Annotated in this window: 20 protein-coding genes; 8 read left to right on the top strand and 12 right to left on the bottom strand. The window is 54.1% G+C overall.

What is annotated here, in order from left to right:
• Nucleotides 1–538 precede the first annotated feature (538 nt).
• From ACR0KJ_RS18325 to ACR0KJ_RS18305, 5 genes are all read left to right on the top strand, one after another.
• Nucleotides 539–1,585 (top strand): DUF1214 domain-containing protein, encoded by a 1,047-nt coding sequence (locus tag ACR0KJ_RS18325; RefSeq protein WP_170452297.1) that lies wholly within the window; start codon nt 539–541, stop codon nt 1,583–1,585.
• 131 nt (nt 1,586–1,716) lie between these two features.
• Complete coding sequence (locus tag ACR0KJ_RS18320) at nt 1,717–2,658, top strand: DUF1254 domain-containing protein (RefSeq protein ID WP_480627355.1); 942 nt, start codon at nt 1,717–1,719, stop codon at nt 2,656–2,658.
• Between the two features lie 46 nt (nt 2,659–2,704).
• Entirely contained in the window at nt 2,705–2,986 is a 282-nt protein-coding gene (locus ACR0KJ_RS18315; RefSeq protein ID WP_170452293.1) for a DUF3302 domain-containing protein, read from the top strand.
• Entirely contained in the window at nt 2,983–4,110 is a 1,128-nt protein-coding gene (locus ACR0KJ_RS18310) for an HlyD family secretion protein (protein ID WP_170452290.1), read from the top strand. The genes ACR0KJ_RS18315 and ACR0KJ_RS18310 overlap by 4 nt, the downstream gene beginning before the upstream one ends.
• Before the next feature lie 694 nt (nt 4,111–4,804).
• Complete coding sequence (locus ACR0KJ_RS18305) at nt 4,805–6,460, top strand: DUF262 domain-containing protein (RefSeq protein ID WP_170667897.1); 1,656 nt, start codon at nt 4,805–4,807, stop codon at nt 6,458–6,460.
• A gap of 128 nt (nt 6,461–6,588) precedes the next feature.
• Here the strand turns inward: ACR0KJ_RS18305 and ACR0KJ_RS18300 are convergent, their stop codons facing one another.
• Nucleotides 6,589–7,428, bottom strand: coding sequence for an alpha/beta fold hydrolase (locus ACR0KJ_RS18300; RefSeq protein WP_170452289.1), 840 nt, complete (start codon nt 7,426–7,428; stop codon nt 6,589–6,591).
• 185 nt (nt 7,429–7,613) lie between these two features.
• Here ACR0KJ_RS18300 and ACR0KJ_RS18295 point away from each other — a divergent pair, with 185 nt between their 5' ends.
• Entirely contained in the window at nt 7,614–8,246 is a 633-nt protein-coding gene (locus ACR0KJ_RS18295) for a tyrosine-type recombinase/integrase (RefSeq protein ID WP_170521945.1), read from the top strand.
• Nucleotides 8,247–8,597: 351 nt separating this feature from the next.
• Here the strand turns inward: ACR0KJ_RS18295 and ACR0KJ_RS18290 are convergent, their stop codons facing one another.
• Complete coding sequence (locus ACR0KJ_RS18290; RefSeq protein WP_170451108.1) at nt 8,598–9,260, bottom strand: beta-phosphoglucomutase family hydrolase; 663 nt, start codon at nt 9,258–9,260, stop codon at nt 8,598–8,600.
• A 137-nt stretch (nt 9,261–9,397) separates the two neighbouring features.
• On the opposite strand from ACR0KJ_RS18290, the gene ACR0KJ_RS18285 reads away from it, so the two are divergent.
• The gene (locus tag ACR0KJ_RS18285) at nt 9,398–10,555 is read left to right on the top strand and encodes a sugar-binding transcriptional regulator (RefSeq protein WP_170451110.1); all 1,158 of its coding nucleotides are present in this window, start codon (nt 9,398–9,400) and stop codon (nt 10,553–10,555) included.
• Nucleotides 10,556–10,606: 51 nt separating this feature from the next.
• Here the strand turns inward: ACR0KJ_RS18285 and ACR0KJ_RS18280 are convergent, their stop codons facing one another.
• The 9 genes from ACR0KJ_RS18280 to ACR0KJ_RS18240 all read right to left on the bottom strand — a co-directional run bounded on the left by ACR0KJ_RS18280 (nt 10,607) and on the right by ACR0KJ_RS18240 (nt 22,120).
• Entirely contained in the window at nt 10,607–12,955 is a 2,349-nt protein-coding gene (locus ACR0KJ_RS18280) for a glycosyl hydrolase family 65 domain-containing protein (protein ID WP_170451112.1), read from the bottom strand.
• A 34-nt stretch (nt 12,956–12,989) separates the two neighbouring features.
• The gene (locus ACR0KJ_RS18275) at nt 12,990–13,973 is read right to left on the bottom strand and encodes a carbohydrate kinase family protein (protein ID WP_170451114.1); all 984 of its coding nucleotides are present in this window, start codon (nt 13,971–13,973) and stop codon (nt 12,990–12,992) included.
• 60 nt (nt 13,974–14,033) lie between these two features.
• Entirely contained in the window at nt 14,034–15,017 is a 984-nt protein-coding gene (locus ACR0KJ_RS18270; RefSeq protein WP_480627354.1) for a substrate-binding domain-containing protein, read from the bottom strand.
• A gap of 167 nt (nt 15,018–15,184) precedes the next feature.
• Nucleotides 15,185–16,345: a sugar ABC transporter permease gene (locus ACR0KJ_RS18265; RefSeq protein WP_217354249.1), complete on the bottom strand. Its 1,161-nt coding sequence runs from the start codon at nt 16,343–16,345 to the stop codon at nt 15,185–15,187.
• Between the two features lie 12 nt (nt 16,346–16,357).
• Nucleotides 16,358–17,890, bottom strand: coding sequence for a sugar ABC transporter ATP-binding protein (locus tag ACR0KJ_RS18260; protein WP_170451118.1), 1,533 nt, complete (start codon nt 17,888–17,890; stop codon nt 16,358–16,360).
• A gap of 167 nt (nt 17,891–18,057) precedes the next feature.
• The gene (locus ACR0KJ_RS18255; RefSeq protein WP_480627353.1) at nt 18,058–19,107 is read right to left on the bottom strand and encodes a sugar ABC transporter substrate-binding protein; all 1,050 of its coding nucleotides are present in this window, start codon (nt 19,105–19,107) and stop codon (nt 18,058–18,060) included.
• A gap of 765 nt (nt 19,108–19,872) precedes the next feature.
• The gene (locus ACR0KJ_RS18250) at nt 19,873–20,688 is read right to left on the bottom strand and encodes a 3-methyl-2-oxobutanoate hydroxymethyltransferase (RefSeq protein WP_170456766.1); all 816 of its coding nucleotides are present in this window, start codon (nt 20,686–20,688) and stop codon (nt 19,873–19,875) included.
• 4 nt (nt 20,689–20,692) lie between these two features.
• The gene (locus tag ACR0KJ_RS18245) at nt 20,693–21,007 is read right to left on the bottom strand and encodes a MocE family 2Fe-2S type ferredoxin (protein ID WP_170410362.1); all 315 of its coding nucleotides are present in this window, start codon (nt 21,005–21,007) and stop codon (nt 20,693–20,695) included.
• A gap of 27 nt (nt 21,008–21,034) precedes the next feature.
• Nucleotides 21,035–22,120 carry a fatty acid desaturase gene (locus tag ACR0KJ_RS18240; RefSeq protein ID WP_170456764.1) on the bottom strand — a complete coding sequence of 362 codons (1,086 nt, stop codon included), beginning with the start codon at nt 22,118–22,120 and terminating at the stop codon, nt 21,035–21,037.
• A gap of 138 nt (nt 22,121–22,258) precedes the next feature.
• Here ACR0KJ_RS18240 and ACR0KJ_RS18235 point away from each other — a divergent pair, with 138 nt between their 5' ends.
• Nucleotides 22,259–23,275, top strand: coding sequence for a LacI family DNA-binding transcriptional regulator (locus ACR0KJ_RS18235; protein ID WP_170624814.1), 1,017 nt, complete (start codon nt 22,259–22,261; stop codon nt 23,273–23,275).
• Nucleotides 23,276–23,278: 3 nt separating this feature from the next.
• On the opposite strand, the gene ACR0KJ_RS18230 is transcribed toward ACR0KJ_RS18235, so the two are convergent.
• Nucleotides 23,279–23,989, bottom strand: a complete 711-nt coding sequence (locus ACR0KJ_RS18230; protein ID WP_480627356.1) for a substrate-binding domain-containing protein — start codon at nt 23,987–23,989, stop codon at nt 23,279–23,281.
• Nucleotides 23,990–24,129 lie beyond the last annotated feature (140 nt).

The following is a 24,129-nucleotide window of genomic DNA, read 5'->3' as shown; positions in this document are numbered from 1 at the left end:
CGGATGTACGACAAAAAACGCTTTGAGGAATCCACATCAATTTATGGGACATGGCACAACTAATTGAGGTCCCAAACTTGTGGGCCCAATGCCCCATGACATGAAGCATCAGTCGTGGGTCAAGAAAATGCGACGCCGGAACCGGCCCATAAGAGACCTTCGCCCATAGTCTCGATGCTGCGGCGCAGCCCGTCGCACCTGCCGTTCGCTGCGAGCGCAGTGTCAAATGCTGCCTGAACTTGCGAAATGCGGACGAAACGGCCATTCGCCGCAAGTTTGCCAACGACCGCTTTTGGGGAAGCCAGTCGAAGGCGGCGGTATATGATCAACAATGGTGCCGAAACTTGGTGAGACAAAGGCTCATTCTTGAAGGGTTTTGGGCCACGTCAAACTCATCCGTTTTCTACGGACATACAACTCCCGTATGAATTGTGCGTCACAACAGCACCCAATCCCCAGAAGTTTGACCTAGATTGGCTCAGTGTTACGTTCAAGGTGATAAACTCGAAATCACTGGATCAAGAAGGTACGAAACGACATGTTGATACGCAAGCTGTGCAATCTGATATTGTTTCTGCCGTTCTTTGCTGTTCCTGCATTTGCTCAGGACACCATCGAAAACTATATCCGCGAGTATCCCAACCAGGAACAGGTGCGCATGATGCAGCGCTGGCTCGAAACCAACGAGCCGGGCAGCTTTCAGTTCACGGGACTCGTCGATCCCACCGATGACACGGTGATCACGCCCCAGGCGACGGTAAATTACGGCTATAACTGGTTCAGCCTGTCCGAAGGCCCGGCGATCATCCACACGCCGCAATACGACCGCTACTTCTCGGTGTCGATTTTCGACATGAAGCACAACATACCGGGCGTCATCGTGAACCCGGATTTGCCGATCCTGCTGTACCGACCCGGGCAATCCCTGCCCGAGGGCAACTTCCACAAATTGGCTCTCGAAACCGACCAAGGGCTTGCCTTTAGCCGCATGGTCGTCGTCGACAATCTTGACGAGGTCATGGCGCTGAGCAGCGAGATTGTGATGGAAGGCGGCCAGGGTGACATGGACCGCGACGTGCAGCGATTTTCGCCTGAAACCGAGGCGGCGGCACTGACGCTCATCGAAACAGCGGTGCCGCTTGTAGATACCGACAAGATATTCGGGTCGGTTTCAGGCGATGTGGGCGAGATTCACGCTGCGGTCGGCGTGTTCCAAGGACAGCTTGGCACGCCGTCCAACGTGGTGAGGTACGGCCTGCTTGCGTTTGACGAAAACAGCCAGCCGTTCAACGGTGAAGACACCTACGTTCTGACAGTCCCTGCAAACATCGTCGAAGAAGGCGGCTATTTCTCCGTTACGGTCTATGCGTCCGCCAACAAACTGCTGATCCCCAACGACAAGGGCATCTATGATCAAACCAGCTATACAGCCGAGCCGAATGAAGACGGCACCTATACCGTAACGCTCAGCCCGTCCGGCGAGGGGCAGAACGGCATTCCGACCGGAACGCCATTTTATGGCGTCCTTCGCGCCTATGTTCCCGTTCCCGGCGCTGACTTGACAGTCGAGGTTGAAACAAAATGAAAAGCGCATCCAGCAAGTTCCACAAGATTACAGCCGCCTTGTTGTGCAGCACTCTGATCGTACCGACGGTGCTAGCGGATATCCCGGACATAGACAGTTCCGGCTGGTCCACAGATCCGAACGATTACGGGATGAGCGCCGCCGAATACATCAACGCAGATAGCCGGGCGTTTTTCGCGAACTTCATGGGCCGCTCTGGCATAAACCAATTCTTTCACTTCACGAACCTGTCTACCGCCGACGACCGCTGGGTCGTTTCGCCAAATAACGACACGATCTATTCGATTGCAATCGTTAACGCGCGACAGGGGTTTACGCTGGATGTGCCAGATGTGGGCGACCGGTTTCTATCGATCCAGATCATTACGGAAGACCACATGACGCCGTTCTACCTGTACGGGGACGGCCAATACACGTTTTCGTCCGAGGATTTCGAGACCGATTTCGTTGCCGTTGGCATTCGGACCGGAACGGATGCTACGGCAGATGATGTGCGTGTTGTGACAGAAGAACTTCAGCCACAATATGTAATCTCTGGCGCCGCACCAGAGAATGATCTGCCGAGCTTTGACGCGGAGGTGCTTGAAAGGGTGCGCGCCGCCCTGCTGGCTGAGTATTCCAAGCTGCCTTCATCGTTCGGTGCGATGCAGAAGCGGGTCGCCGATGTTGAGGACTGGGAGTATTTCACCTATGTGACGGCAGGCGCCTGGGGTTTGTCAGCGGACGAAAACGCAATGTACGCTATCGGTGGTCCTGAAAACGCTGTGGGAGGCGCTTGCTACACTGCAACTTTCCCGAAAGTGCCAGTCGATGCATTCTTTTCCATCACGGTATATGGGCCGCAGAAATACTTGATGTCGGACACGGATAGCATCGTCAGCTCAAACCAGGGCGTTGTCAGCAACGACGACGGCTCGTTTGACGTTGCATTCGGTGGCGAGGACTGTCGCGCACTTGCTCCCAACTTCGCCTTCACACCCGAAGACGGTTGGAACCTGCTGCTTCGGGCATATCGACCGGATGTCGAAGAATTTCGAGCCTACCGTGTTCCGGAAATTGTTCCGGCGAATTAGACCAACATAGCTCGGTGGGCACAGCTAATACAGGGAGGCATTTAGAGTGAGCGGCTTGGACATTTTTGCGTGGGTCGTGCTTGTCATACTGATCCTCACAGCCATCGTAGGATTTGTGATCCTGGCAATGTTACCGGGGAAAATCGCGAAGCAACGCGAGCATCCCCAAGCAGATGCGATCAATGTCGCTGGCTGGGTGGGAGCGATTACTTTTGGCATATTTTGGCCGCTTGCATTGATTTGGGCATTCACAAAGTCGCCGCTGCAAACAATAACGAATTCAGCAACCGAAGCTGAAACCAGTGCTCGGTCGAAAGGCGCGTCATGATTGTCTTCCTGACCCTCATATATGTTGCTGTCCTTTTCATTCTTGTAAAACTCAAGGTTCTTCCAAACTCCAAGGCGACGTGGCTTTCCACCATTGGGTGGATGGTTATCCTGCTCATCTTCCTTTTCATTCCCATGCAGTGGGGTGCACCCTCCGGGCCGGTCAAGGTTCTAACCAGAGCAGTTTCAATCGTGCCTAACGTTGCTGGCGAGGTTGTCGAGGTCGTGGCAGAACCGAATGTTCCGATGCAAGAGGGTGACGTGTTGTTCCGTATTGATCCGGAACCCTTCGAAATTGCGGTTGAACGAGCGCAAGCAACTGTTTCACGTGTCGAGGCACAAATTCGGCAGGACCGTGAGAACCTTGCGTCCGCCGAGGCGCAATTGCGTCAGGCAATTGCGCAAAGAGACTTGGCTCAATCACGCTTTGAGGATGATAGTAGGCTTGTCGAAAGCGGGGCTATTTCGGAAAATCGGCTTGAAACCCGTCAATCCAATCTCGAAGCGGCACAAGGCTCAGTTGATCAAGCACAGGCGGCCGTGTCTCGGGCACAGGTCGAACTCGATGCCCTCACACCGGATGGCGTTGTCGCTAAGCTTGCGGAGGCGCAAGCGGCGCTTGATCAGGCGCAGTGGAATCTGCAAGAGACAATTGTCCGTGCTCCTTCGGAAGGCTTTGTGAACAACCTTGCCATCACAGAAGGTCAAAGAGTGGTATCGTTCCCGTTTTCGCCCGCGGGAGTGTTCGTTGACACTGCTGAAAAAGCCTTGGTCGTTCAGGTACATCAGATCTACCTCCGCCATCTTCGGCCAGGTCAACCTGCTGAAATTGCCTTCAAGATCAGACCGGGAGAGCTGGTAACCGGCACGGTGGATACGATCTTCGATATTTCTTCACAGGGACAAGCTCAAGTCAGCGGAACTGTCTTTCAGGCTGGGGAGATCGTAAGCGAGCCCTTCATCGTTACCATTATTCCGGACGACCCTGATGTACTAGCATCGATTCCTCCGGGCGCAGCCGGTTTGGCGGCGATGTACACTGATTCAGCAGCGGCAACGCACGTGATCCGCAAAGTAATTGTCAGGATGAATTCGATCCTGAATTACATCAGACCAGGACTGTAGGCGCACGGACGCCACTCGAAATTAGTACATTCGCTAGGTGTTTTCGGCAGAACCAGAAATATTTTAGCCATGCTTAGCCCGTCATTAGGGCTGTAGAAACATCTCAAATTCATGCTAGCGCGATAGTTGACCTGTGTAGCAACCAGGAACCGACTCGATTTGCCGCTGGCATAGCCAAAATCCCCGATCAGAGATCCACTTTTTGCATAGGTCTTATCGAGAAGTGCTTTGTATGTTGCAAAGCAAGAGACTTTGAGGACCGACCCCTAGCGCTAAAGTGGAAGCGGACATCGGTACAAGCTGCAGCATTTGTCACTTTGGGCTCCGAGCGGACCTCATAGGCGGCGCGGCATCGGAACGATCTCAAACACCTAGAAAGAGACAAGGGCGGCCCAAAGGAGACATCCGATGTATGTGCCGTCGCTGCGGCGCAGTTTCACCAAAGCAGACACTGATCACCGGCGCGTCGATGTTTGCATTTGGAAGCTGCCCGAGCCGCCCAAGTGAAACGACCCCACAGCGCATTGCGAGCGTTCTTTTGAGCACACGAACCAGGCAGCACCCACGCACGTCGTTGCCGCGAATAATCACGCTCGTTACTGTCCAAAGCGATCCGTGCCCAAATTGTTCGATTGCGTTTAGCTTTCTCAAGAGTAAGTTGTGGAACAAGAGGATTTTTCAATTAGGTGTTGTGATGGAAGCCCGTACAAAAAGCGTTGAAGACTGGTTTGCAATGATCCGAGAAGGATTGCTGACACTTCCAAGGTTTCAGCGTTTTGAGGCTTGGCGCCCAAATCAGATTGAAGGCGTTCTTGAAAATATGCTGCGGGTGCCTTCCTTGCCGATTGGCGCTCTGCTAACCCTCGAAATTGGCGACAATGAGTTGTTTCATTCTCGGCCAATCTCTGGCGCACCCGAGCCTAAAGGCATGCCTCAGATGAATTTGCTCGACGGCCAGCAGCGGATGACAGCGGTGTGGCGTTCACTGACCGATAACTATGACGAATTCACGGTTTTCGTGTCGCTCGAGAATGAGGAGCAACCCGAAGTCGAGATTGTGAAGCGCTACCTGAACAAGACCGGTAAGCGTATGCCGCTTTGGGCGGATAATCCCGTGGAATGCCTTGAACGTCAGCTTTTCCCAGTTTCCATCTTATGCCCTGGATCGAAAGGCGAACAGGCCATGGACGAATGGACTGAGCGCGCAGACACTTCCAAATCCACTGACAAGGCAATCATGCGGTTGCGGCAGCGACTGGCCTCTTACCCCATCCCGTTTTTGTCGCTGCCTGTCACGACGGAGCAAGAGACCGCGCTTGATGTCTTTATCAAAATGAACACATCGGCTTCGCCGTTGAAAGACTTCGACATTGTCGTGGCCCAGCTCGAAGGCGCGGTCGGCAACTCGCTGCACGACATGATTGATGAACTCCATGAACAAGTCCCGGCGGCAGTGGACTACGGTAAGATTGAAGATACGGCTCTCGCAATCGGTGCATTGCTGAACGGCAAACCGCCGCTCAAACGCACCTACCTTGATCCAAAATTCGGCAGTGAGCTGGCGGACGTCTGGGATAAAGTTGTGCTGGGGATGAAACGTGGTGTTGCGTTTCTGCGCGATGAAGCGATTTTCTATGAGAAGCTCTTGCCGACTGAAGTCATCGTCTATTTGACGTCCGCACTCTGGGCCAACGTTCCGATGGATGGCGTCGATCAGGAAGGCCGCGCGCGCACTTTGATCCGCAAAGCAATTTGGCGCGCGAGCTTTACCGACAGGTACCTCAAGACAGCCACTACGCGGGCATTTGCGGATTACAAAGCCATTCTCAGCCAGATCACAGATCCCACCACCGAAATTCAAGCTGATCTGTTTGACGACGCGCAGAATCCCTTACCGCAACCGGCGGAGCTAATTCGAGGCGGCTGGCCAAGCCGGAAGGACCGCCTCGGCCGTGCCATCATGGCCGTTTCGCTTTACGGCGGTGGGTACGACTTTGCCGATGGGGCGAAGGCAACGGCAGAAAATGTACGCTTCCGCGAATACCACCATGTATATCCCCGCGCGCTCATTCAGGACGCGTTTTCGGATTATGAAGTCAATTCTGCGCTGAATTGCTCTCTGATCTCCTGGAAGACGAACAGGAAGATCGCAGCGAAATCGCCCAAACAGTATCTTGAGGAACGTGCCCACGACGCCAACGCGACCGAAGATCAAGTGCGCCATCGCTTGGAGAGTCACCTCGTGTCTTACGACGATCTGGCGGCGGGAGATTTCCGCGCTTTCATTGATGTCAGAGCGGAACGGATCCATACGTCAATGCTGAAATTGGCCGATGGTTCTCTGCCGTGACCCGGCCCAGTCCTGCCATTGCCGATGTAGTCAATTTCTGCGCCGCAGCTTCACCAGACCGGACACTCGCTGCCACCGCATGATCGAGAGGGTTTAGAACTCACAGACGCCGACGAAGCAGACGCTGGTCAAAGTGCGGCTGGCACATCAGCCGGTGCCCTTGTCTTTCCTGCTCTCTGGATTGTGCGTTCGATCAGTTCTATCACTTGATCGGGTGTCTCGATCGACGAGGAATGACCAGCTCCCTTGAACAGGACGAGTTCGGACTCATCGATGTTGCGGTGCATTCGCTCGGATTTTTCCGGAGTGGTCGCGACATCCTTATCGCCAGCGCCGATGCCCACGGGTACGCGGATGTCGCCAAGAAGATCGACGCAACCCGCCCTGTCGATCACCCCGTTGACCGCGCGCGTGATACCGATCCGGTGGTTGCTCGTGATGGCCATTGACCAGCGTCGACGTTCGTCCGCGCGACCAGGGTCAGTGAGGAAGGTCCGCCCAAACATGATCGGCATCACCTGTCCGATTGCGGCCCACAAGCCAATCCAACGCGCAATGATATTCAAAATCTTATATTTCGGTGCGTTCTTCGGATCTTCCGGCTCAGCGCTTGTTTCAAGGAGTGTCAACGACTTCAGCAACTCCGGTCTTTGGGCCGCCAATCTCATGCCGACAAACCCGCCCATGCTCAGACCGACAAAGTGACAAGGCGCAGCGTCGAGAGCTTTGATCAATGCGGCAGCATCTTCGGTCAAGGTCTCCATGTCGTACCCACCTTTTGTGACGCCGCTTTGACCCTGACCCCTGTGATCGAAAGTGATGCACCTGAAGTGTTTCCTGAGATGGGCGACTTGCGCCTCAAACATGGCACCGCTGAATAAAAGGCCATGCGAGAAGACGATTGGATCGCCATCGCCGCCCGTATCTTCGTAGTGAATGCTCGCCCCGTTGCAGTGAGATTTCGGCATGATACCCTCCGCCCGCCAAGCTGCTGCGACACTATCACAGGTTTGGCATTCGTCGATGGTTTACCTTCAAAGTCAGCGTTGGGCTCTCTGCAGAACCCTGAGGCAGCGCAGCAATCCTCTGATATGGTGCCACGTCAACGTCGGGTTGTCGCTTTGGGAGGGCATGGCGGATCGGAGGATCAGTCATGGAAACACCAAACTTACCATCCATTCGCGCGCTTCGCCCAGCGTGGAACAAAGGACGTATCGTTGACCAGAAAAGACCGCTGAAGCCAAAGCACGTCTGGGCGATCCGAGTTCGACTTGAACTGGCCGAGAACCATCGCGACCTCGCGCTGTTCAATATGGCAATCGACAGCAAACTTCGCGGCTGTGATCTTGTGAGGATGAAAGTCGTTGATGTGATGGCATCGGGGCAGATCAAAGAGCGCGCCTCCGTCCTGCAAAGCAAAACTCACAAACCAGTCCGCTTCGAGATTTCCGAGGGCACGCGTACTTCTGTCGAGAGGTGGATGGAGGATGAACTCATGGTTGGCTCGGATTATCTTTGGCCTGGCCGCTTCCATGAACGCCTGCACATCTCAACACGCCAGTATGCGCGGATCGTCCGTGATTGGGTCACATCCATCGGCCTTGAGGCAAGCGCATACGGAACGCATTCAATGCGTCGTACCAAAGTAACCCAGATCTACAAGAAGACTGGCAGCCTGCGCGCCGTGCAGTTGCTTCTTGGACATACAAAGATGGACAGCACAGTTAGATATCTGGGCGTCGAACTTGAAGACGCTCTAGCTATTGCCGAAGCCATTGAAATCTAGTGCAGTTGGGTCGCTTTCACAGGCGGCCCATTCCTGCCGTCCAGCGGACACCTTCGATGCTGCGGTGCAGCCCGTCAAACCTGCCGTTCGCTACCAGTACAACATAGGGTATCGGTCGAGCGAACAGTTCGCGGATTTTCTGGACCTTCAGCCCAACGCCTCACACGCGCGTAAACGGTCCCAGCCGTGCCTTCCCAGCAGAGTCAAGCGCCGCATCGGAGCTTGACCGAAGCGGCCAATAGTCAAACTCGGGCACACGGAGTTGTGAGAGGTTGAGCACACGATACTGAAATTTAGGTGAAGTCTGTTATCTGTCCCTAAAAAATCCAGTTCTATGTCGCAAAAAAGTATTTAGACAGGCAATTCCGACTTGGATTCGTCTATCTGCTCAATGTCAACCTCGGCCAGCGAAGAAATGACGCAATCCGCAGCCGTTAGTTCACTCTCGTGATCTTCATGAAGAAGACCTACGCAATAGAAACCACCATTCTTTGCCGCTTCGACACCGGAAGAGGAATCCTCGATCACGATACATTCATCCACATTAAGCCCCAGCCCGCTGGCGGCGGTGAGGAATATATCAGGGTTGGGTTTCCCTTTTTCGACATCGTCGCCTCCGATAACAACCGGAAAGGCATCCAACAAACCAGCTTTTTCGAGAACGGCTCGGACATTGGCGCTGCTGGAAGCGGCCGCCAGCCCGTAACCCTCCGACTGGCATTGTCTTACGAGGTGCACAGCAGCATCGAAGACACGAAATTCGCCTCGCTCGATCATTTCAACATAATAGTCATTTTTTTTGTCTGCGGCGGTTCTGACTTCATTCTCCGAATGCCGGGTCATGACCGCGCGCGCGCCGTCATAACGAGGGCGCCCATCGACAAGTCGCCGGTATTCCGCCCTTCCAAACTCATACCCGTATTCTTCGAACATGCGTTTCCAAGCAGCAAAATGCGCCGGTACGGTGTCGACCAAAACACCATCGAGGTCAAAGATCAGTCCTTTGATCGGCATGCTGAATCTCCTGGTTCGAGCCTGTGCAAGAAACACGTAGCATGTAAGGATTTTTCTTCAATCGGCTGGCATGTGAATGTTTATATGGCATAGTTATTCACGCTGTCAGGATCCTGCTAACGAACAATATTGAACAAATGATCGACGTTAAAAAACTTCCATTTGAAGAACGCGCCCAGTGCGCTGCCTATATGCGCGCAACGCACAACATGTCGCAGGTAGAGATAGGAGCAATTCTTGGTGGCCTGTCTCAACCGCATGTATCGCGGTTACTGAAACACGCTGAACGCCAAAACTACTTGGTCATCGAACAACGCTTCGTCAAAGAACAATTCTCAGACGAGTGGATTGCCCAGATGGACGAAATGCTGGCTCCTTCAGGGTTGAATTCTGATCTGAAGCGATATTGCAACAGGAACAAGCTTAGACCGCCTCGGCTTGGGGTGTTTGAAAGCGGCCCGGGGAACACCGAGGCTGCGCTGTCACAGCGCCGTACCAGGTTTGGACGAACCGCATCCGGACGATTGATAGAACTGATCGAGAAATCGAACGTCATCGGCGTTGCGTGGGGTCGAACAATCAAGTCTCTGGCAGAAGGGATTGCAGCCTCAAGGCAGCCCATAGATAAGTCGCAAAAGACTGAGTTTGCAGCGGTTTGCGCAGAATTGATGTCGCTGGCTCAGCATGGATACTCTGCCAGCCGGCTTGCCGGAACGTTTGATGAGCTATTTAACGATCAGCCGGAGGATAGCCCTCAGCTCACTGGTTTCCCGGCATACATACCCCGTCACTACGATGAGACCATGCGCCGTTCCATTTGGCAGTACATCTCTGACACCCCGGGATTTCACCGCGTGTTTTCGGGTCCAGACGCATTGATTGATAAAATGGATATGTTGATTTCCAGCGTCGGGTCTTCAAGCACTCCGGTTCTGGGCAGTTTTGAAGAGCTGGTTCAGGCTGGCGGGTTAAGGGCTGACGATCTCCGGCAATTGGTCGTCGGGGACCTTGGCGGTATTTTGATCCCGAGAACCGAAATTTCACAGGCCAAGATGGACCTGATTGACGAGCTGAACGGGCTGTGGACCGGGATCAAAACAGAGCATGTCAAAGCCATCGCAGATCGGGCATTTGACGATCCTGATCAAAGTGGTGTTGTGGTCGTCGCGATTCAGAAGGAACGAGGCGATACGGTATTCGAACTGATCACCCGGGGACTTGTTAACGAATTGCTCATCGATCACGCGGCAGCGGAACAACTGCACACGCGCGTTGCTGAGGCTCTTGCAGACTGACGATAGCACCTCGGCACACCTTGACCATTCCTGCGAGAAAAATCTTGGTTGTCACGCAGGCTGCGGTGCTAAGACCGCTTCCTCTCCGGCAATCAAAGTAACAGGATGGCCCATCACCTCGATATCCTCTTTCGTGCCGGACGGAGCAATCAGCTTAAACCGACACTCGTCATGAGAAATCAGAACTTCGACGTCATTCCCCTGCCACTTCAGATTAAACCGGATGCCGGACCATGCCTCGGGCAGCCAGGGTTTGAACGTCATCTTGCCGTGCTTGACCCGGAACCCGCCAAACCCACAAACAAGCGACTGCCAGGTGCCACCGGCCGATGCGATATGCATCCCGTCCTGTGTGTTTCCCTGATTGTTGACTAGATCAACAAAGGCAGAACGTTCGAAATAGTGATGGGCCGAGGAAATGTCGCCAACTTCAATCCCCATGATCGAATGAATGGCCGGGCTGAGCGATGATTTGTGCATCGTGCGTTTCTCATAAAACGCATAGTTCGCCTTTTTGATTTCGTCTGAAAACTCGTCGGGCAAGAGATAGTTCAACATGATCACGTCAGGTTGCTTGAGTAGCATCGAGCCATTCAGTGAAAAGTGATCATGCCCCTCCGGGTAGACCGGCATACGGTTTTTGTCCCATTCGGTGATGGGAATGTCCTTGAGCTGGAAATATCCTTCAAATTGCTCAATCAGATTGCGGGACGGGTCAAAGGGAACATAGATTTTTTCGGCCGTTTCCAGCCAATTATCCACTTCCTTTTCTGTTAAATCTAACCGAATCCGCAATTCGTCATGAACCGCTGACGAGGCCTCGCTGAACTCTTTGAAAACACGTGCGGATTGCTCCAGATGCCATTTCGCCATTCGGTTGGTGAACGTGTTGTTGTCGACATGCTCGTGAAACTCGTCCGGCCCAATAACGTTTGTCAGCTCGTACCGGTCCATGTCTTTGTTCCATTCCAGTCGACTGATCCAGAACCGGCTGGTCTGATACAAAACCTCGGCCCCGAAATCGCGAAGGAAATCTTTGTCTCCGGTCGCCGCAACATAACTGAGGATGCCATATGCCACACATGCGGTGACGTGAATCTCTTCTTCTCCGGTCCAGATCCGGTTCGCGCCGTCCGCTGTCCATTTTGGCGTTGTCTCCACCCCGGTATCAGCGGATTCCCACGCGTACTGCGCGCCCTTAAGCCCATTCATGCGGGCATTCTCAAGTGCGCCGTTCAACGTATTGTAACGGTATTTCAGAAGGGCTTTGGCCGTCTCCGGCTGCGTGAATATATAGAATGGCAGCAGGAAGATCTCGGTATCCCAGAAAACGTGACCTTTGTAGCCTTCCCCAGACATGGATTTGGCGCCGATGTTCGCGCGCGGGTCGTTTTCGTTGGCTGCTATAAGCAAGTGATAGATGTTGAAGCGCATCGCCCGCGTTGCTTCAGGATCACCCGTCACCACACAATCACAGGAATCCCATTTTTTGCGCCATGCTGCGGCACTTTCGCTTAGACATGCGGAGAACCCTTTGGCATGCGCGGTCTCCAGAGACGCTTCGCATTTGGCTGCCAATTCCGCGCCGTTCAGATCTCGCGATGTATAAATCGACACCAGCTTTTCGAAAGTCAGACTTTGCCCGTTGAGCGCCTCGACAGAAATGGTTTGCGAAACCTGCTCATAATCAAGGTTTGCGCCTTTGAACTCGCTAAAGGAAGGCCAATCCAAGGCAGACGACATGCCAATCGAAATGCCAGTGTCCAGAGTCAGAGCTTCGATATAGGACGCATCACTGCTTGCATGTGACTGAGTGACCTTCAGGTGTCGGCTTTTGGCCCATTTTTCCCATTTTACTTCGGGATGGAAATCCGGGTTTCCCTGATAAGCTGGCAATCGATCCAGATTGTATCGATGGGCATCAAGGGCGCTTTCGACAGTGATCTCGGACGAGTGGTTTTCCGGAGTGACGATCAGGCGAATGCCACAGATGTGCTGATCGGCAAAACTGGCAAAGCGGATGCTGGTGATGCGAGTGCGACGGCCTGTGCTATCTTCAAACAGGGTATCGCGATGCAGAAATCCGGTCTGCAGATCTAATACCCGCCTGTGTTCGACAACATTACACGTCTGGACGCCCAGAATTTCACCTTCCACACGAACCCGAAATGGCAACCAGGTCGGCACATTGACCTGATCGATCACCGTCGAGTCATGGTGATCGTAAACACCGGCCAGATAGGTGCCAGACAGCTCTCCTTTGTGGCCCTCTTCCAGAGACCCACGCGTGCCCTGATAGCCGTTGCCGACCGTGAAAATGGTTTCCTTGAAGTTCGCTTCATCCAGATTGAATTGAGTTTCTTCGATCAGCCAGTCGCTACTGCTCAGCATCGTCTGCATGTCAGGGCTCCATTCGGGTGATATTTCGGATAATTCAGTCGCCGTAGGTTTCAGCAATCTGACGTTCGGTTTCTTCCAGTGATCCGTAGACATCCAGCTCGCTGCTCGAGCAGCGCTGCGCTCCTGCACAGTTTCCGAACTGGCAGGCTGTGACGAAATCGCCAGTCTTGAGGTAGCCAAAAGCCAAACCACCAGCAAAGCTGTCACCGCAGCCCGTGGTGTCGACCACATCCTCGACAAGCACCCGCTTGACCAGATGTTCCCGCATCCGGCCAGTCGCGTCCTTGTGGTAGACGGCGCAGCCGTGTTGATCCAGCGTGACGTAGAGCGCCTTGACGCCCAGATCCAGGCAGTGTTGCGCGAACTTGGGCAACTGGTCCATCGTGAGTTCGCTTATGTCCTGCAACTCGTCAGAGCCGTATTCCCCTTTGAACCAACTGCATTGAGCCTCTTCCAGATTCATCTTCAGAAGGTCGATATGCGGAAGCCAGCGATCCCGGTCGATCCAGAACTTATGATACCGTTCTCCATGCGCTGAACACCCGCTGGTGGGACCATGCGCATCAAATACAACCAGACCATCGCTGTTGGCCTTGATGTATCGGATCGTTTCCAACGGAACCTCGAAATCCGTGATTGGAACGAAAACGAACGCGTCGCAATCCATCAGGTCTTTAATGTCTTCGGGCAGGATCGGGTTCATGAAACCCGTTTGCTTTTCGTTGCGATGGTTCTGATCGACGTAGACCAGATCGATCACCGCGCCCTGATCGGCGTCGCCTGTAACATGGCTGACATCCAGATACGGAAACTCAGACAGCAAGTTGCGAACATTGTCGACGTCCGACCTGCGCACATGGCTGACAACGTTGATCTGCGAACCCGGACCGGCCAGCGAGGACATACAGACCGCCGTATAGACTGCGCAGCCAAATTTATTGAATTTCTCACCCTGATAGCTGGTGATATTGTCCCTTGGGATCGGGCCAAGGACTGCGACGTTGATCTTGTCAGACATTTCGGTCCCTTGTTTGTATTCGCTGTTTTGCCGACGTTCGTATGCGTGACTATAGCAGCTTCAGTTCTGATAGATTTGTTCGCTGGTATAGAAACCGCCATCGATCACCGTGCTGTCGATCGTATCTTTTGACACTGGGAAAACAGGTGTGATAACCGTCGGGATTTCCGCGAAACCATTGTCGATCAGCGTATGCTCACCGATCAGTTCGCTGATTTCGGCATCTGGGGACTGCGCTATTTTCACGGCAATATCCGCCGCCTCATAGGCCAGGGGCTTGATTTGCTTCCAGATTTCCAGCGCCTGTATGTCATTGGCCACCATTTGAACATTCTTCAGATCAGCATCTGACCCGGCAACAAAGACCTGATCAGCCGATGCCAGATCCTCATCCGACAATGCTGCCAGAACCCCAAAGGCAAGCCCGCTGTTGTTGGCGATGAACGCATCGATGTCGTTGTCATATTCGACCAGTAGGTTCTCGGCAGTGTCTCTGGCCATATCGGGAGACCAGTCTACATGGCTGCGATCCGCAACAAGCTCGAGCCCAGGATGATCGGCAATCACTTTCAGCACACCGCTGCTGAGCGCTTCGGCATTGGCATCACCAGGCTGACCGCGGATCAGGGCGACCCGGCCTTTGACCTCACCGCGGGTATCATTCAGCCAGTCCACCATCGCTTCGGCCTGAAGCTGCCCGACAGCCCAACTGTCCTGCATAACCATGACGTCAAGCGGCCCGTCCTGCAGCATCGAGTCGTACCCGACGACTTTGACGCCTTGATCGTGGGCCAAATCAACAAGGGCACCAGCGGTTGCAGTGTTGACGGGTTGCAGGACCAGAACGTCCACCCCCGATTCCAGCATTTCCTCAACCTGCTGCAACTGACGCAATGGATCATTGCCGCTGCTATCAAAGATCACATCTGCGCCTTGGGATTCCGCGCGTGCAATGAATAGGGATTTGTCAGTCTGGTATCTGGCTTCCTGCATGGTCTTGAGCAGGAACCCGATTGTAGCGTTGTCCTGCGCTGCCGCGATCATTGGTAGCGATGCGGATAGAAGGCCGGCCAAACCCAAAGCTCTGAGGCCGTCTGTGCGTAAGGTTGCTAAAATGGACTGGACCATCGCTTACCTCCCAACTGTCATTCAAGTTTTCGGGGATTTTGGCTTTGCCCCTGGTGCGTGTTACCGGGGGCAGGCCAGCAACATTATTTTTTCTGCATCACATCGAACCAGACGGCGAGGATGATGATCAGGCCCTTGATGATCAACTGATAGAACGTGACCACACCAAGCAGGCTCATGCCGTTGTTCAGGACGCCGATCAGCAGAGCCCCGATGATGGTTCCGCTCACCTTGCCCGAGCCACCCGCCAAGCTGGTGCCGCCGATAACAACGGCCGCGATCGCGTCAAGTTCGAACATGGTTCCGAGGTTGGGTGAGGCACCGTTCAGACGTGAGGCCAGGATGATACCAGCCAGCGCCGACAGGACCGAAATGACCGTATAGACAATCATCTTGGTGCGGACGACGTTGATGCCGGACAGCCGAGCCGCATCCTCGTTTCCGCCAAGCGCATAGAGGCGGCGACCAAAGCGGGTGCTGTTCAGCGTATAGATCCCGGCAAACGCAATGACTGCAAAGATCGCAACAGGAACGGGGATCCCCTTGTAGCTGGTGAACACGTGGAAGGCCAAAGCAAAACCACCAATCATCACGGCCCCGTTGACCAGCAACTCTTGCATATTCACTTCGACGCCGTGAGCTTTGCTTTGTTGGACGTCCCGGAAAATCGAATAGACAGCAAGCGCAGCACACACGATCAGCACGATACTGGACATCATCGGCGGGATATAAGCACCACCAATCAATGGAAACACATTACTCGTCACCGGTACAGAACTGCCGTTGGTCAGGGTCAGTGCCAAACCGCGTGCGATGGTCAGCATTCCAAGGGTTATGATGAATGGGGGTATGTTGAACTTGGCTATCCAGAATCCGTTCCACAGACCTATTCCGACACCCACGATCAAAAGGGTTGCAGGCACCGCCAATATTGTCGGCACGCCCCATTGCATCATGAGCGTACAGACGACCGCTGATAACCCGACGACAGAGCCAACGGATAGGTCAATACCCGCAATCAGAATGACCATAGTCATGCCTACGGCAATGATCCCGATGATGGTAACCTGACGGGACAGGTTGCTAAGGTTCCTCGCGGTGAAAAACGCGTCGTCGGCAAAGCTGAGCCCGACGACAAGCACGATCAACGCAATTAGCGTCGCGTTGTCCTTTATGAAGTTTATCAGGTGGTTTTCCTTGGCGCCATTGACGCCAACACCTGCAACGTTGCTGTCAGCACTCATTTGCTTCCTCCCTTATGCGCTGCCGGTGGCATACGCCATGATTGCTTCTTTCTTCGCGTCGTCCCGTTCAAAGTTCGACACGATCTCGCCTTCGCACATCACCAGTATCCGGTCGCACATGCCCAAAACCTCGGGCAGTTCCGATGAGATCATGATGACCGTGACACCTTGCTGGACCAATTCGTTCAGCAGCTTGTAAATCTCGACCTTGGCGCCGATATCGATCCCGCGCGTAGGTTCATCCAGAATGAACACATCTGGGCGTGAGTTCAGCCACTTACCCAGAATGACCTTCTGCTGGTTGCCGCCGCTGAGCGTGCCAATCACCGTGTCGATCGAGGGTGTTTTGACTCCAAGCTGGTCGACATATTCCTTAACGACTTTGCGCTCCTGCTGGGTGTTGATAATGCCCAGAACCTTGGAACTGATCGTCTCAAGCGAGGAAATCGTCGTGTTGAAGGAAATGGATTTGTCCAGAAACAGACCCAGCGCCTTACGGTCCTCGGTCAGCAGCGCGATGCCGGCATCAATGGCGTCCTTCGGCGATTTGATGTCCAGCTTTTGCCCGTTCAGCTTCACTTCACCGGTGGTCTGGTTTGGATAGGCACCGAATACACCGCCAACCAGCTCGGTCCGGCCAGCGCCCATTAGCCCGGAGATGCCCAATATCTCGCCTTTGCGGGCAACGAAGCTGGCGTTCTTGACCAGATAGCTGCCAGGCAGATCGGGGTTTGTGACGGACAGATCGTTGACCTCTAAAGTCACCTCACCCGGTGTGAAATCGACCTTGGGAAACATATCCTTGATGTCGCGCCCGACCATTCGGGCGATGATCTGATCAAGCGTGATATCCGCGATAGGCGTGACTTCACCGATGGTCTGGCCATCGCGCAGAACCGCAATCCGGTCGGCGATCTGCTCGATCTCTTCCATCTTGTGCGAGATGTAGCACATGCAGACGCCGTCGGCTTTCAGCTTGCGGATGATACGGAAGAGATCCTTGACCTCCTTATCCGTCAGTGCCGACGTAGGTTCGTCCAGCACCAGTATCTCTGCCTTGAGCGACAGCGCCTTTGCAATTTCGACCATCTGCTGTTTGCCCACGGTGATATTCTGCACCAGATCGGTCGGGCGAATGTCGTTGATGCCCAGTTCGGTCAGCAATTTCTGAGTCTCGGCAAAGGTTTGATTCCAGTTGATTCTGCCCTTGGCATCGGTGAACTGGCGATCCAGAAAGATGTTCTCGGCAACCGAAAGGCCGGGGATCAGGTTGAGTTCCTGATAGATGATGCCAATGCCGGCCGCCTCGGCCTCTTTCGTATTCGCGAATCGGACTCTTTCGCCGCGCAGAAAGATATCGCCTTCGTAGGTCGGATACGGCCACACGCCGCTGAGCACTTTCATCAACGTGGATTTGCCCGCTCCGTTTTCTCCCATCAACGCCAGAAGCTCGCCCGAGCGGGCTTCGAAATTGACATTGTTCAGGGCGCGAACTCCGGGAAAATCCTTGATAATACCCTGCATTTTCAGGACGACTTCAGACATGCTTTTTCCCATCACATTCAGAAAGGTGTTTCGGACATTCCCCACCCTGACCGGCAGTCTCGCCGTGAGGGGTTAAGGAAGGAGGGCACCATGAAGCCGCGCGCGGGGAGTACACGCATAGGGAGCCAAATGGCGAAACGCCCTCCTTCAGGAAACAGTCCTTGGGATCAGTTCCCGTAGACCTCTTCCTTGGAGTAGAAGCCGCCAGCGATGATCGTGTCATCGATGTTGTCCTGTGTCACAAGCGTGATCGGAGTCACGATTGTCGGCACATCGGCGAAACCGTTGTTGATAACCTTGTCCACCTCGACCAAATCGGCGGGCGCGGTGTCCGGATCAGCAGCCAGAGCAACGGCCACTTCTGCCGCGGTTTCAGCCAGAGGATCGATCTGCTTCCAGATTTCAACGGCTTGCTTGCCTTGCGCAACATATTGGATATTGGCCAGGTCGGCATCAGATCCGGCCACAAACACTTTGTCTGATGACGCCAGACCCTGTGCTTCCAATGCCGCGATAACACCACGGGCCATGCCGCTGTTGTTGGCGATAAATGCGTCGATGCCGTTGCTGTTTGAAGTAAGCGTGTTTTCCGCAGTCGCCATTGCCTTCTCGGATGACCAACCTTCATGCGCCTGATTGGTCACCAGTTCCAACCCCGGGTTCGCTTCGACAATCTCCAACACACCGCTGCTCATGGCAATCGCGTTGGAGTCGCCGGGTTGACCTTGAATCAAGGCGATCTTGCCGGACACCTCTCCGTTCTTGTCCTGCAGCCATTCGACCATGGCTTCGCCTTGCAGGCGGCCCACGGCCCAGCTGTCTTGCATCACCATCGCATCCAGCGGCCCGTCCACGAGCATCGAGTCATATCCGACGACGCGCACACCTTCGCTGTTTGCCATGCTGACCATGCTTCCGGCGGTACCGGTGTTCACAGGCTGCAACACGATGACGTCTGCGCCCTTGGCAAGCATGTTTTCAAACTTAGCCAGCTGAGTCAGCTCGTCATTGTTCGCTGAATCAAAGATAACTTCGGCGCCCAGTTCCTCTGCTTTCGCAGTAAACGCGGCGCGGTCACGTTTGTAGCGCTCTTCCTGCATGGTTTTCAGCAGAAAGCCAATTTTGACATCGCCTGCATACGCTGTCCCGGCAGTCAGTGCGACAGCGGCGACAGAAAGCAAGGCGGCTCTACGGGTAATGGTCTGCATCAGGGACATATTTCCTCCAGTGTATGTTCCTTGGCTGCCGGGCCAATTGGGCCGACAACGCGAAATGCTTCGCAAATTGTGCTGGGTGCCGGCTAACCGGTGAGAACAAGCGTCAATCTCAAAGCGATAACGCTAACATAGCGGTGAAGATTGAGAGGAGAATTTGTATATTTAGAAAGCATAAATATTCACAGCGCAGTTGGGATCCCTGCGCCCAAAGGGATTTTACATATTTAACAACACCATAATAGGTTGCCACTCACTAATCGAAAACACTGAAGTCTCTTGGTCAGGCCGCGACAGAGTTGTACCGTAATCGCGAAGCGGGTTGTAAAGCCGCGAAATCGGCAATCAAACATCCTGATGAGATCGCTAGGCCGACACCGTCTGGTGTTTTTTCTGTTGGCGTGCTCAAGCGGACCAATAGGTCAATTCATGCAACCGCTGTCGAATGGCCGCTAACCAAGAATGCGAATGGCTATTTCGCGAGAGTAGCGAAGGTCTGCTTTCCGCCCATTCCGGACGTTCAACTTCTAGTGTCATGTGGCAAGTGGGCGGGACAAAGTTCGAATTCGCTGCGGTTGCTCGAACGACAGCTGCTGGTGGGTTGCGACGACAACGCCCTGCTGGTCGGGCGGGAAAGGTACTTGTACGCGATTACAAAATTCTTTGCTGCCCGTCGCGAATGGGGACCAACGTACATCGATCATCGTTGGGTGATAATTCCGGTTCTCAAAATGTGGTTCTGGGTGCAACTTTCCTTAGCCAAATAGATTATTTTAGTCGTGTAATAAAACTTTCAAACTCCGCGTCCGAGATTGTTGCGCACTCGTATGGGTTTGGAAATTGCTCCTCTTCAACAGATTCCCTGAACGCCGTAAGTGCAACTCGGCGTTGGTGTTTTATCTGTTCATATAGTGATTTGAGATCACCAAAGGCGCGTGCGTGGCGCGGGCTTTCAGGTTGCTCTCCGCATATGTCATTTTGAAAAAGGTAGATGATGTCTGCGCCGGGACCCGAACCGAGCGACGATGTTATCAGCGACGTACGCGAGGAAATCTCAGCCATTACTCGGTCACAGATTACTTCAGCCTCTACCGAAAAGGCTCCGGCATCTTCCATTGTGCGAAACGCATTCCAAAGCGCGATAGCCTCTTCCGCAGTCTTACCAACGGCGCGCAGGCCGCCCCGCCAAGTGGATTTGCGAGGAACCAGGCCAAGATGACACATCACGGGGATGTCTTCGCGCGCTAAAAGTTCAACGATGTGCGGTCCTCTTGCCGTGTAGATGCTGTCGGCACCATCCTTCATGGCCTCAAACGCGGCGGTCAGCACGTCACTTTCGGTTGCAAAGTCCGGGAGACCGAGTGCAGCGGTGAAGAACAATTCAGGCGCGCCTTGACGCACGGTGGACGTGTTGTGGGCATTGCCCATGATCAAGTCAATTCCGGCATCTTTCGCGGCTGCTGCCTCTTCGGTTGTATTCGCCGTCGTCTGAACCAGCTTGCGGATACCCTTTAGCGCACGAAGGTCGGAAGCGGTGTAGTTTCTAAGTGAGAACTTCGCGTCCCAGTCGTAGATACGTTTCATGACGTCACCCGATATCGATAAAGACATCTCCGTCTTCGACCTTAACTGGGTAGGTTTTCAGGTTCACACAGACCGGTGAGCGCTTTGCCTCGCCGGTGCGATAATCGAATTGGCCGTTGTGCATGGGGCATTCGATCAGATGATCGATCACCAGACCGTCTTCCAGATGCACTTCTTCATGGGTGCACAGGCCGTCTGTGCAGTAAAATTCGTCCTCGGGGCTTCGGTAGATGGCAAAGGTACGATCGCCATTGTCGTAACGGATTAGATCTTCGGTTTCGATGTCATCGCAAGCGCAGGCGCGGGTCCAGTTCGTCATAGGCTTTCCTGTATTCCGGGGAGTGGGTCACTCGGCCGCTATGGCTGTTGGTCGAGTGTATTCTGGGCTGGGGTTAGCGTCCTTGGGCAGCAACGGCTTGCGGTCGACAAAGTAGAACGGATCGCGCCGCTGGATCAGAATGGCTGGGAGCATTTCGCGAAATGCGGTCAGTGTTCCCTTGTAAGCTGGTGGGCAATCGCCTTTGATTTCTTCGTGCAGGGCCGGGAGATTGTAGAACGGCACCATTGGATACATGTGATGTTCCACATGGTAGTTCATGTTCGAATACACGAAGCGGAAGAACCGGTTCATGTAGACGGTTCGCGAGTTCAATCGGTGATCCGGGACGTCTTCTGCCAGCCCGGCATGCTGTAGTGACGCCAACAGGTGATGCAACCACGAACCATAGAAAGTGGGACCGCCGATCAGTACAATGGGCAGCCATGATTGCAGCACCATTGCCAAAGCAAATGTCATTGCGAGGATTGCGAGGTGAACACGCGACGCCAAGAACGCCTTAGAACGGTCGGCTTCGATGAGGAAGGTTTTCTGATCTTTGGTCAAACGACCAGCCGACAACCGAAACATCTTCTTCAATTCACTCCAGCCAGATTGCAGATGCAGCATGTTCCATAAGATGTTGAGTGGATGCGGAGGCCGTGGAAACGCAATCTCGGGGTCTTTTCCGACGATCACCGTGTCCGTGTGATGGCGTGTATGGCTCCACCGCCAAAGATAGGGGTTTTTCAGCGACATAAATGAGGCCAGCTGATAGGCTGCAGTGTTCAGCCAAGGCGTTTTGAATACAGTCCCATGGCAGCATTCATGCCAACGGCTGTCGGCACAGGATCCATAAAACACCCCGTAGAGGATGACAGACGGCACTGCCCACCACGTACCCCAGGTCAGAATGACCAGAGCACCGGTTGCCAACACAAATCCCAGCCAGATCCCGTAGTCGATCAGGGCCGGAGCATCGCGGCGCTTCATCAGTTCCTTCATCCGTTTCCGGGGGACTGGAGTAGAATACCACTGTTTAGGTGCAAAGCTTGGACCGCTGTCCCGGCCCGTCAGCGAATAATCCCGCCAAGGAATGGTATTGTCCTGCAGCACATCAGGTTCCTTTTCTACATTGCTGTTGCCGAGCAGAACCGAGGAGCGCCTGAATCGTCAAACCTGTCGTGATATTTTCTATCATTTCTCTCAGAATATTCTGTAAAATAGATGATACGTTTTATCATGGAGCGTGCTATGGCCCGTGTCACACTCAAAGACGTCGCAGAAAAGGCGGGGGTAGGCGTCGCAACAGTAGACCGCGTTCTGAATGCGCGTGCGCCGGTTTCTGCGGCGACAACTGCGCGGGTTCTTTCAGCGGCAGAAGCGTTGGGGTATCGCTCGGCAGGATTGTTGCGGCGCCGAGTTGAGGAGATGGCTCCAGCTAAACGGTTGGGCTTTATTCTTCAAAAGGAAAGCAAGTGGTTTTATCGCGAATTGGCAATCGAGTTGCAGCAAAAAGCAGAGCAGTTGCGCAGTATCCGGGCAAATGTTGTGGTCCGGTATGTAGAAAGTCTGTCGCCGTCCGAGCTTGCAACTGCGATTGACGAAATGCACGGCAAGGTAGACGCCATAGGCTTGGTTGCGATTGATCACCCGGAGATCAATCGTGCGATCGCCAGCGCTGATGTCCCTGTCATTGCATTGCTCTCGCCGCTGTCTTCGCCTCACATTACTGCCTATGTCGGGATCGACAGTCGAAAAGCGGGGCGGACGGCAGGTTGGGCGATGGCGCGTCTTGATCGAACCGAAGGCGCGGTTGGCATCCTTATCGGGTCGCACAGGTATCTGGGGCACGAAGCGCTTGAGAGTGGGTTCAGAAGCTACATGCGCGAATTTGCACCGCAGAAACCTCTTCGAGACTCTGTGGTCTATCTGGATGACGCGGCAGTCGCATATGAAGCGACAGCAGAATTGCTGCGGGCCAACAAAGACCTCTCCGGCGTCTATCATTGCGGAGGCGGAGTGACCGGAGCATTGAAAGCGCTGCGCGAGGCGGGGCAATCGCGAGAGATTGTCTACATCTGCCATGAACGGACACCGGTTACCGAAGCCGCGCTTGCCGATGGCAGTATCGATTTGGTGATTAACAACCCGCTGGATCAGGTTGCTGATCGCGTGACTCAGATGATGTCTCGGTGTCTGACCGGAAAACCAATCCAGGAACAGGTTGGAGTTATTCCGTTTGATCTCTGCACATCTGAAAACCTGTGAACATCAGCCGAAGGTGGCGCCGTTGATGTTTTCACGGGTGATGACTTCAACTGGAACGACCTCAGCCTGATGGGGCCGGTTTTCCAGTGTCGCGATCAGGGTCTGAACGGCTTGTTCAGCGATCCGTTGCATATTCTGATGGATGACAAGATCCATTGATCTGTCCAGCAGGTAGTTTCTCGTCTTCGGCGTAAGGTTGTGGCCGATCAGCATGATTTCCCCTGTCAAATCGCGATCAGCCAGAGCCGCAACAATGCCTTCGTTGCCACCGCCAACGTTATAAATGCCCAGCAGCCCAGGATGCTCGTCCAGCATCTGGCCCACCACTACGCGATTTTCCTGCACATCATCGTGGCCGATATAGGTACCCACAACGCGGAGATGGTTGAAACCCCTTCGCAAGGCCGACCGAAACCCCATCTCTCGATCCGAATGACTGCGATACAGTTGGTCACCGGAAATCACGCCGACGGTTCCGGATTGCCGTAGCATTCGACCCATAAAGTAGGCCGCTGTTCGCCCTGCGGCCATATTGTCCGTCCCGACAAATTGGCCCAGAACGGGGCTGATCAGATCGGAAACGACAGGTATGCAGGGAATATTCAAACCGTGCAGCTCTTCGACAGCGTCGCGCACCCGCGGGTCATCCAAAGCTTGAAAGCCAACTGCATCAATGCCCTGCCCGGCGCAGGCTCTCAGTTTTCGCGCCAACACAGATGGTTCCAGTTTCGTGGAAAACACACACTCGACGGTGGCGCGGCCATTGGTGAAAACATTCTGAAAACAGTCGCCCAGAAATTCTGTCGAGGGCCCGGCTTCCTCTGGCAGAAATATCTTCAGCCGCCAGGGTCGCG

The organism is Ruegeria sp. AD6 (assembly GCF_056542325.1).
This window is presented reverse-complemented; position numbering and strand designations above follow the sequence as displayed.

Coding starts and splice junctions, on each gene's coding strand:
- ACR0KJ_RS18325 (WP_170452297.1), top strand. CDS start 539: ATGTTGATACGCAAGCTGTGCAATCTGATATTGTTTCTGCCGTTCTTT.
- ACR0KJ_RS18320 (WP_480627355.1), top strand. CDS start 1,717: ATGAGCGCCGCCGAATACATCAACGCAGATAGCCGGGCGTTTTTCGCG.
- ACR0KJ_RS18310 (WP_170452290.1), top strand. CDS start 2,983: ATGATTGTCTTCCTGACCCTCATATATGTTGCTGTCCTTTTCATTCTT.
- ACR0KJ_RS18305 (WP_170667897.1), top strand. CDS start 4,805: ATGGAAGCCCGTACAAAAAGCGTTGAAGACTGGTTTGCAATGATCCGA.
- ACR0KJ_RS18300 (WP_170452289.1), bottom strand. CDS start 7,428: ATGCCGAAATCTCACTGCAACGGGGCGAGCATTCACTACGAAGATACG.
- ACR0KJ_RS18295 (WP_170521945.1), top strand. CDS start 7,614: ATGGAAACACCAAACTTACCATCCATTCGCGCGCTTCGCCCAGCGTGG.
- ACR0KJ_RS18290 (WP_170451108.1), bottom strand. CDS start 9,260: ATGCCGATCAAAGGACTGATCTTTGACCTCGATGGTGTTTTGGTCGAC.
- ACR0KJ_RS18285 (WP_170451110.1), top strand. CDS start 9,398: ATGATCGACGTTAAAAAACTTCCATTTGAAGAACGCGCCCAGTGCGCT.
- ACR0KJ_RS18280 (WP_170451112.1), bottom strand. CDS start 12,955: ATGCAGACGATGCTGAGCAGTAGCGACTGGCTGATCGAAGAAACTCAA.
- ACR0KJ_RS18275 (WP_170451114.1), bottom strand. CDS start 13,973: ATGTCTGACAAGATCAACGTCGCAGTCCTTGGCCCGATCCCAAGGGAC.
- ACR0KJ_RS18270 (WP_480627354.1), bottom strand. CDS start 15,017: ATGATCGCGGCAGCGCAGGACAACGCTACAATCGGGTTCCTGCTCAAG.
- ACR0KJ_RS18265 (WP_217354249.1), bottom strand. CDS start 16,345: ATGAGTGCTGACAGCAACGTTGCAGGTGTTGGCGTCAATGGCGCCAAG.
- ACR0KJ_RS18260 (WP_170451118.1), bottom strand. CDS start 17,890: ATGTCTGAAGTCGTCCTGAAAATGCAGGGTATTATCAAGGATTTTCCC.
- ACR0KJ_RS18255 (WP_480627353.1), bottom strand. CDS start 19,107: ATGTCCCTGATGCAGACCATTACCCGTAGAGCCGCCTTGCTTTCTGTC.
- ACR0KJ_RS18250 (WP_170456766.1), bottom strand. CDS start 20,688: ATGAAACGTATCTACGACTGGGACGCGAAGTTCTCACTTAGAAACTAC.
- ACR0KJ_RS18245 (WP_170410362.1), bottom strand. CDS start 21,007: ATGACGAACTGGACCCGCGCCTGCGCTTGCGATGACATCGAAACCGAA.
- ACR0KJ_RS18235 (WP_170624814.1), top strand. CDS start 22,259: ATGGCCCGTGTCACACTCAAAGACGTCGCAGAAAAGGCGGGGGTAGGC.